This is a genomic window from Vulcanimicrobium alpinum, from assembly GCF_027923555.1.
GTDB classification, from domain to species: Bacteria; Vulcanimicrobiota; Vulcanimicrobiia; order Vulcanimicrobiales; family Vulcanimicrobiaceae; genus Vulcanimicrobium; species Vulcanimicrobium alpinum.
The window spans coordinates 3,394,897-3,407,724 of the sequence record NZ_AP025523.1; the positions used below are offsets into that span (position 1 = coordinate 3,394,897).

A 12,828-nucleotide genomic window follows, 5' to 3' on the forward strand; every position below is an offset into this window, starting at 1 on the left:
GCGCTACGGGACGTCGTGGCGTTCGGTCAACTCCGCGACGCGCGCGCGCAGCGCGTCCTTCTTCGCGCCGGTCTCGATGTCGGTGAGCGCTTCGCCGATGATCTTGCCGACTTCGCGCGCCTCCGCTTCACCGAAGCCCCGCGAGGTGATCGCGGGTGACCCGATGCGGATCCCGCTCGTGACTGCGGGCTTTTGCGGATCGAACGGGATCGCGTTCTTGTTGACGGTGATGCGGATCTCGTCGAGGTAGTGCTCGACGGCTTTGCCGGTGAGGTTCTTCGGCGTGAGATCGACGAGCAGCAAATGCGTATCGGTTCCGCCGCCGACGAGCCGCACGCCGGCGCGCAGGAGTTCCTCGCCCATCGCGCGCGCGTTGTCGAGCACCTGCTGCTGGTAGGTGCGGAACGACGGCTGGAGCGCTTCGCCGAACGCGACCGCCTTCGCCGCGATGATGTGCATGAACGGTCCGCCCTGAATTCCGGGAAAGACGCTCTTGTCGACGGCCTGCGCGTACTCCGCAGTGCTGAGGATGATCCCGCCGCGCGGCCCGCGCAGCGTCTTGTGCGTCGTCGAGGTGACGAACTGCGCGAACGGGACCGGCGACGGATGGAGACCGGCGGCGACCAGGCCCGCGATATGGGCCATGTCGACCAGAAACAGCGCGCCGATCTCGTCGGCGATCTCGCGGAACGGCGCGTAGTCCATCGTGCGCGGATACGCGCTCGCGCCGGCGATGATCAGCTTCGGCTTGTGCTCGCGCGCGAGCTCGCGCACCTGATCGTAATCGATCAGCTCGGTGTCCTTGCGCACGCCGTAGGCGAGCGCGTTGTAGAGCTTGCCGCTGGACGAGACCTTCGTGCCGTGCGTGAGGTGGCCGCCGTGCGCGAGCGACATCCCCAGGATCGTGTCGCCGGGCTGCAGCACCGCCATCATCGCGGCCATGTTGGCCTGCGCGCCGGCGTGCGGCTGGACGTTGGCGTGCGCGGCGCCAAACAGCTTTTTCAGCCGTTCGATCGCGAGCGTCTCGGCGACGTCGACGAATTCGCAGCCGCCATAGTACCGTTTGCCGGGATAGCCCTCCGCGTACTTGTTGGTCATCACGGACGCCGTCGCTTCGCGCACCGCGCGGCTGGCGTAGTTCTCCGACGCGATCAACTCGAGGTTGTCGCGCTGGCGGCGCTCTTCGTTCTCGATCGACGCCCAGAGTTCGGGATCCTGAACGGCGAGCGTCTCGGGCTGCAGCAGTTGCATCGGCGGGCGTTATCCTTGATCGTCGGGGTCGACGCGGCGGCGGATGATGGACGTAGCGGAATAATCCGGTTTCGCCGGCGGGCGTTTCGGCGCCCCGGTGAAGCGCAGCACCTGGACCAGCACGAGCAGTCCGATCGTCGCGATCAGCGCGAGCCAGAACCACGGGCTCGCGTAGCGCGGATAGGTATGGTCGAGCAGCCACTCCGCCAGCGCGATCACGACGGCGGCGAGGGGGACGATGTTCCCCAGCGTCTGGCGGTCGATCATCGCCGCAGGGCGATCCAGGCGATCGTGGCGACGGTCATCACGGCGACCCCGACATACCCCAGGATCGTACCCTGCTGGAGGATTTCGTCACCGGCGCGCACGCCGCGGCGGATCGCAACGGCATAGTCGCCGGAGACGTTCGCCGCGAGCGCGCCCGCGACGAGCAGCGCGATCGAAAGCAGAAACGTGACGAACAGATCGAACTCGGCCTGCGGCCAATGTGTGCCGCCCCACGATCGCGATGCTTTGAACCCGGCGATCGCGAGCAGCAGCACCGCGAGCCCCGCGCCGACGCGCGCGATCATCGTGCGGCGCGTCCGCGGCGCATGGTGATCGGATTCGACTGCGGAAGGGCGGCGGAGATGCGCATTGCTGTCTCGAGTTCGTCGTTCCGGCGTCCGCTCGCCTCCGGTCGCCTCACGCAGCTCGAGTGGGTCGAGCGGTGCGCGTCCGCGCTGAACGTCGACGGCGTGCTCGCGGATATCGCCGACTTCCCGCGGACGGATGTCGAGTACGTCGCTCAGTTGCGCAAGGTCGCGATCGACTTGGGGCTGGTGGCATTCGGGGTCGATGCGCCGGGTCTGCTCGCGCCGGGGATGCCGGCCGCGGAGCGCGATGCGGCGCTGGCGGTCGCCCGCGAGTTCGGGGCTTCGATCGTGCGCACGGCGCTACCGCCGCCGGGGGAGGTGCCGCCGGCGAGCTTCGTCGAGGCGGTCGCGGTCGCGAAGGCGGCGAGCAAGGCGGCCAAGGCGGCGAACGTGACGCTGGTGGTGCCGCCGCAGGCGGGGACGCTCGGACCCGATTTGGGCGAGGTCCGGCACCTGCTCAAGGACGTCGACAGCGCGTGGCTGCGGGCGTGTCCGCCGGCGTCGGCCGATCCGGCGGCGTTCGGGCCGAAGGAGCGGTTTCCGGCGTTCAGCTTTGCGGCGGGGGACGATCCCTCGGGGGTGAGCGAGGCGGCGCGGCGAGGGTGGATTCTGCTCGCGGTGCCGGCAGGGGAAGCGCCCTGGGAAGAGGTGGGCGCGGTGGCGGCGACCTTGCGGGCGGGGGTGCGGTAAAGGCGGGCGGCGCGAGCGGAGCTGCGCTTCGACAAGCTCAGCGTGACGGGGCTCGGCGTGACGCGGGGTCAGCGTGACGCGGGGTCAGCGTGACGCGTCTCGGCGTGACGCGGGTCAGCGTGACGCGGCTCGGCGTGAGAGGGGCGACACGACCGCAACGGCCGTCTGGAACCAAGTTGTCGACCTGCCTGTGCAGGTGGGTGCGGCCCGGGCGCCCAGTGTTCAGACCCGAAGGGCGAACATCCGGTCGTATCCGGAGCTGATGCTCCCTAGGTTTCGACGTTGGTCCACCACATGGAACCTCCGCGAACCACCGCAGTCGTTGTCGCTCCGGTATCGTATACCCATCGTCAAGACTTGACAGCAGACTTACGTGCGCACGCGCCTGCCGAGTGCGGCACCGTACACGTCGATCGCGCGCTTGCGCGCTTCGGCATGGTCGACGATCGGAGCGGGATAGTCGCGGCCGATGACGCAGCCGTACTCGGCCTGCAGGAGCGGCGGCAGGGTCCACGGCTGATGGACGTACATCGACGGCACCTTGACGAGCGCGGGGATCATCGCGCGCACGAATGCGCCGTCCGGATCGAACTTCTCGCCTTGGAGCGTCGGGTTGAAGACGCGGAAGTACGGCGCCGCGTCGGTCCCCGTCGACGACGACCACTGCCAGCCGCCGTTGTTGGCCGCCAGATCGGCGTCGGCGAGGTGCCGTTCGAAGTAGCGCTCGCCGTCGCGGTAGTCGCCGAGTAGATGCTTGGTATAGAACGACGCGACGATCATGCGCAGGCGGTTGTGCATCCAGCCCGTCGTGTTAAGCTGGATCATCGCCGCGTCGACGATCGGGTAGCCGGTCGTGCCGTCGCGCCACGCGTTCCAGCGGCGTTCGTCGCGTTCGTACGCGATCGCCGTCGCCGCCTCGACGAACGGTTGATGCGCGACGCGCGGGAAATGCACGAGCAGCTGCTGGTAGAAATCGCGCCACACCAGCTCGCCGGTCCACGTGTCGATTCCGGTGCGCGACGCACCGCGCGCGGCCGCCGCGCGCTTCGCTGCGGTGTGGACCAGCGTGCGGATCCCGATCGTGCCGGCGCGCAGATGCGGTGAGAGATGCGATGTGCCGTCGAGCGCCGGGGCGTTGCGCCGTTCGGCGTATGTGTCGATCTCGTCCGTCAGAAACGCGCGCAGCAGCGATTTCGCCTGTGCGCTCCCCCCGCGCGGATAGCGCTCGCTCGATGCGTGGCCGTAGTCTTCGGGGCGCGGGACCTCGCAGGTCGCACCGATCGCATCGCGCGCGAGCAGCTTCGGCCCCGCTGCGCGTTCGGAGGCGACCGGCGGATGCGGCTCCGCGTCGAAGCGCGCATTCCAGCGCCGGCGATACGGCGTGTACACGGTGTACGGCTTGCCGCTCTCCTGCAGCACGTCGCGCGCGCCGAAGTACACGTGGTCGGTCTGAGCGTGCACGTCGAGGCCAGCGGCGCGCAGCGCGCGCTCGACGCCCTCGTCGCGGGCGACCGCGTCGGGGTCGTAGTCGACGTTGTAGAAGACCGCGCGCGCGTCGATGCGGCGGGCCAAGCGCACCAGTTCGCCGGAGAAGTCACCCTCGAGGAGCGCGAGATCGGAGCCCTGCTGGCGAAGGCGCTCGCGCAGCACACCAAGCGAGTCGAAGAAGAACTGAACGATCGGCGGTCCGACGCGCGGTCCGCGCAGCAGCGGCGGATCGAGGACGAACGCGCACGCGATCCATTCGCTCGCTTCGGCGGCGCGGCGCAGCGCGACGTTATCGTCGAGCCGCAGATCGCGGCGCAGCCAGACGAGCGAGAGCGGATACCGTTGGGCCATCTCCGTGCTTGGACGCCGCAGGGGCCGCCGACCGTCGAACGTGAACGCCTCCAGGTGCCTGCCATCTCGCTTTCGGTCGAACCGCTCGATCTCCCGCTGAAGCATACGTTCACCATCGCGCGCAGCTCCGAATCGGTCGCGCATTCGGTGCTGCTGCGCCTGCACTGGAATGGGATCGACGCGCTCGGCGAGAGCGCGCCGATCGAACGGTATCGCGAGAGCGTGCAGAGCGTGACCGCCGGCCTCTCTGGGCTCCGGCTCGGCGACGATCCCTACGCGCTTGAGCGCCTCCTGCACGGCCTCCCGCCGGCGCAGATGTGCGCGCTCGACATCGCGCTGCACGACTGCATCAGCAAGGACGTCGACCGTCCGCTGTGGCGCCTGCTCGGCGTCGATCCGGCGCAGACCCCGCGCACCTCGTTCACGATCGGGATCAGCGACCTCGACGAGACGCTCGCGAAGGTGCGCGAAGTCGGGACGCATCCCGTCCTCAAAGTGAAGCTCGGCAAAGGCGCGGAGATCGAGACGGTCGCCGCGATCCGCTCGATCTACGCCGGCACGATCCGCATCGACGCGAACGAAGGGTGGACGCCCGAACAGACCGTCGAGCTGCTGTGCGAGTTGGCTCGCTTCGAGATCGAGTTCTGCGAACAGCCGATCCCCGCCGGATCGCCGGAGAAACTGCGCTGGATCCGCGAGCGCTCGCCGATCCCGATCGTCACCGACGAAGACTCGAAGGACGCGCGCGATCTGCCGGCGCTGCTCGGCTGCGTCGACGGGATCAACGTCAAGCTGGTGAAGTGCGGCGGGATCCGCGGCGCCTTGGCGATGATTCACACCGCGCGCGCGATGGGCTTCAAGATCATGCTCGGCTGCATGGTCGAGTCGCAGATCCTCGCGACGGCGGCGGCGCATCTCAGCCCGCTGGTCGACTGGGCCGACCTCGACGGGCCGTTCCTCACCGCGCGCGATCCGTTCACGGGGATCACCTACGACGACGGCAAGATCGTGCTGCCGGACGGACCGGGGCTCGGCGTGCGTCCGCGTCAGCCGCAGGACGACTTGGCGGGGGCGGTCCGCTGAAGCGCCGCTACCTCATCCTCGCACCGCACGCGCTCACCTCGCGCGCGGCCAAGATGTCGCACGGCGTGATCCGCTACTCGAGCGACACCGTCGTCGCGGTGATCGATCCCGACTACGCAGGGAAGCGCGTGCGCGACGTCCTGCCGTATCTCGAGAGCGACGCGCCGGTAGTCGCGTCGGTGGACGCGGGCCTCGCGTACCATCCCACCTCGCTCCTCGTTGGGATCGCGCCCGCCGGCGGCGCCTTGCCGGAAGAGTTTCGCGAGGCGATCCGGATCGGGATGCGCGCCGGGCTCGAGATCGTGAGCGGCCTGCACGCCATGCTCGGCGACGACGAAGAGTTCGCGGCGCTCGCGCGGGAACACGACTCGCGGATCTGGGATCTGCGGCTCCCGCCGGCGGCGCCGCTCTTCTCCGGCGCGGCGTGGGACGTCACCGCGCGCATCGTCCTCACCGTCGGCAGCGATGCCGCGGTCGGGAAGATGACGGCCTCGCTCGAGTTGACGCGCGCCGCGCGCGACCGCGGCGCCGACGCCGCCTTCGTGGCGACCGGACAGATCGGGATCGCGATCGCCGGCTGGGGGACCGCGATCGATCGCGTCGTCGCCGACTTCGCACCGGGCGCCGCCGAACACCTCGTCCTCGAAGGGCAGCGGCGCGCGCGCGATCTGCTCTTTCTCGAAGGGCAAGGCGGGATCAACAACCCGGCGTTCGCGCCGGTGACCCTGGCGCTGATGTACGGCGGAGCGCCCGACGCGCTGGTCCTGGTGCACAACGTCGCGCGAACGGTGATCGAGGACTACGACGTGCCGATTCTCTCCTATCGTGCGTTGATCCGGACGTATGAATCGCTGTGCGCGACGGTCAAGCCGGCGCCGGTCGTGGGGATCGCGCTCAACACGCGCGAGTGCACCGACGACGAAGCGCGCGAACACATCGAGCGCGCCCGCGCCGAGACGGGTCTGCCGTGCGACGACGTCGTGCGCAACGGTCCGCACGCCCTCTACGATGCCATCGCGCCGGCGATCGTGAAGACGAGCGTGCTGCATGCGTAAGCTCCTAGCACTCGCCGCCGCCTGCGCCGTGCTCGTAAGCGCCTGCACGAAGGTCGACTCCGCCGGCGCGCCCGCCGGCGGCGCCCCCGCTGCGAGCGGTGCGCCGAAGAACCCGTGGACGAAGCCCGGCCATCTCACGATCGGCTTCGCGGGCGAAGAGCCCGACAGCCTCAACGAGATGTTCTCCCACACGGACGCGGCGGATCAGATCAGCAACCTGATCGACGAACCGCTCTTCCGCTACGATCCGAACGGGGAGTTTCTGCCCGCCGCGGCGGCGGTCGTCCCGACGATCGCGAACCACGGGATCAGCGCCGACGGCAAAACGATCGCCCTGCACTTCCGCCCGAACATGAAATGGTCGGACGGCGCGCCGTACGACGCGCGCGACCTGGTCTTCACCTGGCACGCGGTGATGAACCCCGCGAACAACGCGAAACTGCGGCTGGGCTGGGACGACATCCGCGCGATCGATCTCAGCGACCACGACCTCACCGCGACCGTGCACCTCAAGAACGTCTATTCCGGGATCCTCGGGATCTGGGCGTTCGGCGGCGCTGCGGTCCCGCCGCTCCCCGCGCACCTGCTCGCGAAGCTGCCCGACATCAACCACGCGCCGTTTAACGCGAAGCCGATTTCGAGCGGGCCGTTCGTGCTCACCCAGTGGAACCACGGCGCGTCGCTGGAGTTCGCGGCGAACCCGAACTACTGGCGCGGCAAGCCCGGGCTCGACACGATCGCGATCAAGATCGTCCCCAACGCCGACACGCTCTTCAACGAGCTGCAGACGCACGAGGTCGACCTGTACGAATCGGTCCCCGAGGTGCAGATCCCGCGGCTTCCGCAGCTCACCGGCTACACCATCACCAAACAGCTCAGCGCGAACTATCGCCGCTTGGAGTTCAACACCTCGCGGCCGCAGCTCGCGGACGTACGCGTACGCCGCGCGATCGCAGAGGCGGTCAATTGGGATCGCATCAACCAGACCATTTACCACGGCTACAACATCCGCGCGGTGAGCGATCTGCTGCCGACGAACTGGGCGGCGCCGGTCGGGATCAGCAACTATCCGTACGACGTCGAGAACGCGAAGAAACTGCTCGATGCCGCGGGGTGGCACGCCGGCGCCGACGGGATGCGCATGAAGGGCGGCGTGCCGTTCGCGTTCTCCGTCTCGACCACGCCGTCGAAGCCGGCGAACGTGCAGGCCGAAGTGCAGATGCAGCAAGATCTGCGCGCCGTCGGGATCCAGCTCGAGATCAAAAACTATCAGACGAGCCTGCTCTTCGCGCAGAACGGTCCCATCTATACCGGCAAGTTCGACAGCGAGTTCACGATCTACACCGACGCGCCGGATCCCGACAACGAGGGGCTCTGGAGCGGCAAGTTCATCCCGCCGCACGGCGCGAACACGACCTGGCTCAACGATCCCGTCCTCACGCAGACCAGTCACGACGCGCTGCTGACGTTCGACCGCGCGAAGCGCAAAGCACTCTATCAGCGCGAGGCCGAGCGCGTCCACGAACTCGCCCCCGTCGTGTACCTCTACTGGCAGAACTCGTTCTCGGCGGTGAACTCGGATCTGAAGAACTGGAAGCCTGCCTCGTACATTTCGAACTACTGGAACTGCTGGGAGTGGACGTTGTGAGGCCGCCGTGCTGCACCTGATCGAACGGCCCGGCACGCACGCGCTGGTGCGCGTCGCGCCGTCAACGCGCGCGGTCGTCTCGTGGAATGCGGCCGCGCCGAGCGGCCGGCTCGCGCTGATCGCGCACCGCGCCGACGGCACGGTCTCGAATGCGCTTCCGTACGTCCACTGGGCGCCGAGCATGCGGCGCTCGCTCGACGGCGCAGACGCCGTCACCCGGATCGCGATCGACATCGTGCGCAGCGACGTTGCGCTGACGGCGATCGAGATCGAGAGCAGCGTCGCGCTGGACGCGGTCGCGGTGACGGTCCCACCGGCCGCGGGCACACGCGTGCCGCGCGTCGAGCGAGCCGCGCCGCTCGAAGTGCCCGAGGTGTCGCAGTATCTCGCCGCGTTTCCGCGCGAGCGCGGCTGGTGCTCCGCCGCCTCGCTCGCGATGCTGATGCGGGCGCAAGGGATCAACGCGAGCGTCAACGATATCGCCGACGGCGCTTTCGACAGTTCGTATCGTGGTCACGGCAACTGGGCGTTCAACACCGCGTACGCGGGAGCGCACGGTCTACGCGCGGTCGTCGCGTATCTGAGCGGGCTCGACCACGTCGCGGCGTTCCTCGCCGCCGGCTTGCCGGTGGCGATCTCGATCAGCTGGCACGGCGATCAGCTGCCGGGCGCGCCTCTCGAGCACAGCGACGGCCACCTGATCGTCGTGTGCGGGATCGGGCGCGCCTGGGTCGAGGTGAACGACCCAGCGGCGCCGGCGATCGCGACGCGCTATCCGCGCGCGGCGCTCGACCGCGTCTTCCGCGAGCACGGCGGCGTCGCATACCTCGTCGCACCGGCGGCGCGCAGCGCCGAACTCGCCGCACTGGCGAACGCCGGCGGCCCCGCCGCGCAGCGCACGTAGCGCGGCGGTGGGCGCGCAGCCGCAAGACCGGCTCGTCGCGCTCGACGCGGTGCGCGACGCGCCTCTGCACGTCGTGCTCGTCGAGCCGCAGATCCCGCCGAACACCGGGAACGTCGCGCGCCTGTGCGCTGCGACCGGCTGCGCGCTGCACCTCGTCGAGCCGCTCGGGTTTACGGTCGACGACCGCACGCTCAAGCGCGCCGGGCTCGACTACTGGAACGCGCTCGGCGTCGTGACGCATCCCTCGCTCGACGCGTTTCTCGCGACGTTTGCGATCGATCGCTGCTGGCTACTCACGACGCGCGCGCAACGCACCTACGCGCAGGCGCCGTTCGCGCGCGGCGACGCGCTCGTGTTCGGCAAAGAGACCGCGGGGCTGCCGCAGCGGCTGCTCGACGCGCACGTGGACCGCGCGCTGCGCATCCCGATGCGCGAGGGTGCGGTGCGCTCGATCAATCTCTCGACGTCGGTCGGGATCGTGACTTACGCGGCGCTCTCCGCGTTGGGCTTCCCCGGCTTGCGCTGAAGCCTCTCGCCGCGGCGGTCCGCCGGCAGCGCGAACGCCGCTGCCGCCGCCATCACGCAGAGCGCCCCCGCCGCGAGAATCGTCGCGCTCACGCCCCAGCGGTCGGCGATCTGTCCCATCACGGGCGCGAACGCGCCGCCGAGCGAGACGGCGAGCCCGAGCGTCACCCCGGACGCGAGCCCTATGCGATTCGGCAAGAACTCTTGGCCGAGGACGATGTACGCCGACTGCGACGCCACAAAGACGAAGCCGGTGATCGCGAGGAGCGGGATCGCGAGGGGCAAGCTGCCGCCGTGCGTCGTCGCCACGAGCACCGCCGTCATCACCGCAGCGATCCCCGTCGACGCAACCAGCACGGTGCGCCGGCCGAAACGGTCGGCGATCGGACCGCCCGAGAGCGTTCCGAGCACGCCGAAGACCAGGAACATCGTCAGCAGGCCGTCGCCGACCGCCGCCGGCGCATGCAGCACTTCGACGACGTACAGCGGGACGAACGCGACGAACCCGAAGTACGCCATCGAGCGCACGACGACGAAGATCGAGAGCGTGCCGAACGCGCGCCAGTCGTCGGTGCCCTGCCCGGTGCGCTTCGTGGCGTGCGCGGGGACGAACGTACGCAGACGACGGACCTCGTACAGCACCGCGGCGCCGACGACCAGCACCGGGATCGCTGCCGCGAGCGTTCCGTGCAGGCCCCATGCGGCGATCGCGGCGGTCGCGAACGCCGGACCGACCGCGAAACCGACGTTCCCGCCGGCGGCGAACCAGCGCATCCCGGTCGCCTTGCGCGCGCCGGCGACGTAGTTGGCGAAGCGGGCCGCCTCGGGATGGAACATCGCGACGCCGATTCCGCTGATGAGCGCGCTCCCCCAGAGCAGCGGGAGCGTCGGTGCGATCCCGACCAGCGCGACGCCGCCGCCGGCGAGCGCGAGTCCGAGCGCGATCAGCCACGGCATCGAGCGGCGGTCGGCGAGCTGGCCGATCGCCGGCTGCAGGACCGACGACGCGATCGCCTGCGCGAGTACCAGCGTGCCGGCCTCGGTGTGGGTCAGGCCGCGGGCGGCGATCAGATACGGCAGGAGCGCCGGGACGAAGCTCTGGTTGCAGTCGTCGGCGACGTGAGCGATCCCTAGCAAGGCCATCGATCGAACGTCGAGCCGGCTCATACAAGGCGATTCTGACATGGCAGCACGGAGGCGAATAGGCGAAAAGACGCAGGAAGTCCGCCAATGGCGGGAGAGTTCTCGCCTCCGTGAGGCCGTCTGCGACCATCGAGGCGATCGGAGCGCGCGTCGTCCGCTGCCGCCGGTGTCCGGAACTCCGCGCGTATTGCGCCGACGTCGGGCGCGTGAAGAAGCGCGCGTTTCGCGAGCACGAGTACTGGGCGAAGCCGGTCCCCGGCTGGGGCGATCCCCACGCACGCGTCGTACTCGTCGGCCTCGCGCCGGGGGCGCACGGTTCCAACCGCACCGGGCGCGTGTTCACCGGCGACGGCAGCGGCGAGTGGCTGTACCGCGCCCTGCATCGCGCCGGCTTCGCGAACCAGCCGCACGCGGTCGACCGCAACGACGGGCTCGCGCTGCGCGACGCCTTCATCACCGCCGCCGTGCGCTGCGCGCCGCCCGGGAACAAGCCGACGCCGCAGCAGCGCGCGCGCTGCCTGCCGTATCTGCGCGAAGAACTCGACACGCTCGCCCACGCGCGCGTGATCGTCACCCTCGGCAAACTCGCCGACGACACGATCCATGCGATGGTCAAGGAGCGCGGCGCCTACCGCAGCGGCCGCGCTCCGTTCGCGCATCTCGCCGAGACGACCGTCGATCTCGGCCCGCTCCGCGACGTCGTCGTCCTCACGTCGTATCATCCGAGCCGTCAGAACACCAACACGGGCGTCCTGACCGAGCCGATGCTCGATGCCGTCTTCGTTCGCGCCCGGGCGCTTGCATTGCGCTGAGCCGGAGCAAGCGTGATTGGGCTCACCGAGGTGCGGGTAACCGCCAGACGCGGTGTCCGGATTCGGCCACCGCGCCAGACTTTTCGCGAAGATACCGTGCCGGCCCGGGAAGCGCAGCGCATGTTTTCGTACGTCCGCGAGCATGCATAGCATTTCGAGAGCGTGGGTACTCTCGACGGGCCATGCATTACCGGATCGACGATCGAGACCTCACCGCCTTCCTGGTGTACGCCGCGCGCGAGCGCAGTCTCGATGCATCGCTCCGCGCCGCGACCAAATACGGGCGTTCCGAGGAGCACAAGAAATCAATCGACGCGCTGCGCGATCTCAATCGCAAGATGCTCTTCCGCGAGACGCGCCGCGACATCCACCCCTTCTAGCAGCCGGTCGCGGCACCGGTAGCGGTGGGGCGGTGCTCAAATCAAGAAGGGTGCAGCTCTCCCCAGCGTCGGCGCACGTCGGCACGGTCCGCACCTGCGGGCTCGACGATCGGGACGCGCGGTATCCCGTCGACATTGATGATGCAGCCCTGCCAGACCGCCCGACGTGCATTTGGAGAGAGTGGCTTGCGGGCGATGATGCGGGGCTCGTCGATGAGCGATCCCGGCAAAGCATCGGCATACACGACGCTTGCGCCGCGACCGTCGAATTCGGCAAGAATGTAAACCGGCATTGCGCCCTCGCGCACCGCACCGATCGTCGTTGCGTACGAGGCTCCAATAAGCGTCGATCCAATTCGCCCGTCTTTCGCTTTCAGCTGATACCGAGCGTCGCATGAAATGCAGGCAAAGTCTGCGACGGGCATGTTTGCCGGGAGTCGCGCCAACGCATCGCGGGTGCAGCGCAGACAATAGAGATTCATCTCCGCCCACGTTTCGATGACGATGCGGGCGATCTGCGCCCGACTCGAGTACCCCTCCGCGAGAGTCGCATCGATCAAGGGGCTGAATGTCGCCGGCGCGTCGAGACGCTCGTAACGGCCGCCTCCATGAAATCGCAACACACCCTGGTCGCGGAGGACTTGAAGACTCTGTCTGATTTTCGCGCCGACGAAGCGATTCAATGGATATGCAGCTCGCAACTCATCTTCGTATCGAAGAACGTCGGCGAGGGTAAAGTGGCGAGGTTGCTTCTCGACGACGTCCTGAACGAGCAATTTCCATGAACGCAGGGGGGAGGTCACCTCGATCGCATTCTGCAGCAGGACCTTGCGATCCGGTTTCGCCAATCGGGCGGCCCATGA

14 protein-coding genes are annotated in these 12,828 nt (G+C 68.8%); 8 read left to right on the forward strand and 6 right to left on the reverse strand.

Going from position 1 to position 12,828, the window contains the following annotated elements; genetic code table 11:
- Positions 1–3 precede the first annotated feature (3 nt).
- From WPS_RS17395 to WPS_RS17405, 3 genes are read right to left on the reverse strand one after another with little or no spacing between them, the layout of a single operon-like run.
- Positions 4–1,251 carry a serine hydroxymethyltransferase gene (locus tag WPS_RS17395; RefSeq protein ID WP_317995720.1) on the reverse strand — a complete coding sequence of 416 codons (1,248 nt, stop codon included), beginning with the start codon at positions 1,249–1,251 and terminating at the stop codon, positions 4–6.
- Positions 1,252–1,260: 9 nt separating this feature from the next.
- The gene (locus tag WPS_RS17400) at positions 1,261–1,518 is read right to left on the reverse strand and encodes a hypothetical protein (protein WP_317995721.1); all 258 of its coding nucleotides are present in this window, start codon (positions 1,516–1,518) and stop codon (positions 1,261–1,263) included.
- Positions 1,515–1,823, reverse strand: coding sequence for a hypothetical protein (locus tag WPS_RS17405; RefSeq protein WP_317995722.1), 309 nt, complete (start codon positions 1,821–1,823; stop codon positions 1,515–1,517). Before WPS_RS17405 ends, WPS_RS17400 begins: the two co-directional genes overlap by 4 nt.
- Positions 1,824–1,880: 57 nt before the next feature.
- Between WPS_RS17405 and WPS_RS17410 the strand changes: the two genes are divergently transcribed.
- On the forward strand, positions 1,881–2,576 hold the full coding sequence (locus WPS_RS17410) for a hypothetical protein (RefSeq protein WP_317995723.1): 696 nt from the start codon (positions 1,881–1,883) through the stop codon (positions 2,574–2,576).
- A 369-nt stretch (positions 2,577–2,945) separates the two neighbouring features.
- On the opposite strand, the gene WPS_RS17415 is transcribed toward WPS_RS17410, so the two are convergent.
- A complete protein-coding gene (locus WPS_RS17415; protein WP_317995724.1) occupies positions 2,946–4,415 on the reverse strand; it encodes a cryptochrome/photolyase family protein in 1,470 nt (489 codons plus the stop codon).
- Between the two features lie 54 nt (positions 4,416–4,469).
- On the opposite strand from WPS_RS17415, the gene WPS_RS17420 reads away from it, so the two are divergent.
- The 5 genes from WPS_RS17420 (at position 4,470) to WPS_RS17440 (ending at position 9,631) form a co-directional block, all read left to right on the forward strand.
- Positions 4,470–5,498, forward strand: coding sequence for a dipeptide epimerase (locus WPS_RS17420; protein WP_317995725.1), 1,029 nt, complete (start codon positions 4,470–4,472; stop codon positions 5,496–5,498).
- A gap of 65 nt (positions 5,499–5,563) precedes the next feature.
- A complete protein-coding gene (locus WPS_RS17425; protein WP_317995726.1) occupies positions 5,564–6,553 on the forward strand; it encodes an N-acetyltransferase DgcN family protein in 990 nt (329 codons plus the stop codon).
- Positions 6,546–8,201: a peptide ABC transporter substrate-binding protein gene (locus tag WPS_RS17430; RefSeq protein ID WP_317995727.1), complete on the forward strand. Its 1,656-nt coding sequence runs from the start codon at positions 6,546–6,548 to the stop codon at positions 8,199–8,201. The genes WPS_RS17425 and WPS_RS17430 overlap by 8 nt, the downstream gene beginning before the upstream one ends.
- A 7-nt stretch (positions 8,202–8,208) precedes the next feature.
- Positions 8,209–9,105 (forward strand): C39 family peptidase, encoded by an 897-nt coding sequence (locus WPS_RS17435; protein WP_317995728.1) that lies wholly within the window; start codon positions 8,209–8,211, stop codon positions 9,103–9,105.
- A 7-nt stretch (positions 9,106–9,112) separates the two neighbouring features.
- Positions 9,113–9,631 (forward strand): tRNA (cytidine(34)-2'-O)-methyltransferase, encoded by a 519-nt coding sequence (locus WPS_RS17440; protein WP_317995729.1) that lies wholly within the window; start codon positions 9,113–9,115, stop codon positions 9,629–9,631.
- On the opposite strand, the gene WPS_RS17445 is transcribed toward WPS_RS17440, so the two are convergent.
- Complete coding sequence (locus WPS_RS17445) at positions 9,589–10,773, reverse strand: MFS transporter (protein WP_317995730.1); 1,185 nt, start codon at positions 10,771–10,773, stop codon at positions 9,589–9,591. The genes WPS_RS17440 and WPS_RS17445 overlap by 43 nt on opposite strands.
- Positions 10,774–10,883: 110 nt before the next feature.
- Here WPS_RS17445 and WPS_RS17450 point away from each other — a divergent pair, with 110 nt between their 5' ends.
- Both WPS_RS17450 and WPS_RS17455 read left to right on the forward strand, forming a co-directional pair.
- On the forward strand, positions 10,884–11,585 hold the full coding sequence (locus WPS_RS17450) for a uracil-DNA glycosylase (RefSeq protein ID WP_317995731.1): 702 nt from the start codon (positions 10,884–10,886) through the stop codon (positions 11,583–11,585).
- Positions 11,586–11,767: 182 nt separating this feature from the next.
- Positions 11,768–11,965 (forward strand): hypothetical protein, encoded by a 198-nt coding sequence (locus WPS_RS17455; RefSeq protein WP_317995732.1) that lies wholly within the window; start codon positions 11,768–11,770, stop codon positions 11,963–11,965.
- Between the two features lie 41 nt (positions 11,966–12,006).
- Here WPS_RS17455 and WPS_RS17460 read toward each other — a convergent pair whose 3' ends face one another.
- Positions 12,007–12,813 carry a DpnI domain-containing protein gene (locus WPS_RS17460; protein ID WP_317995733.1) on the reverse strand — a complete coding sequence of 269 codons (807 nt, stop codon included), beginning with the start codon at positions 12,811–12,813 and terminating at the stop codon, positions 12,007–12,009.
- Positions 12,814–12,828: the final 15 nt, after the last annotated feature.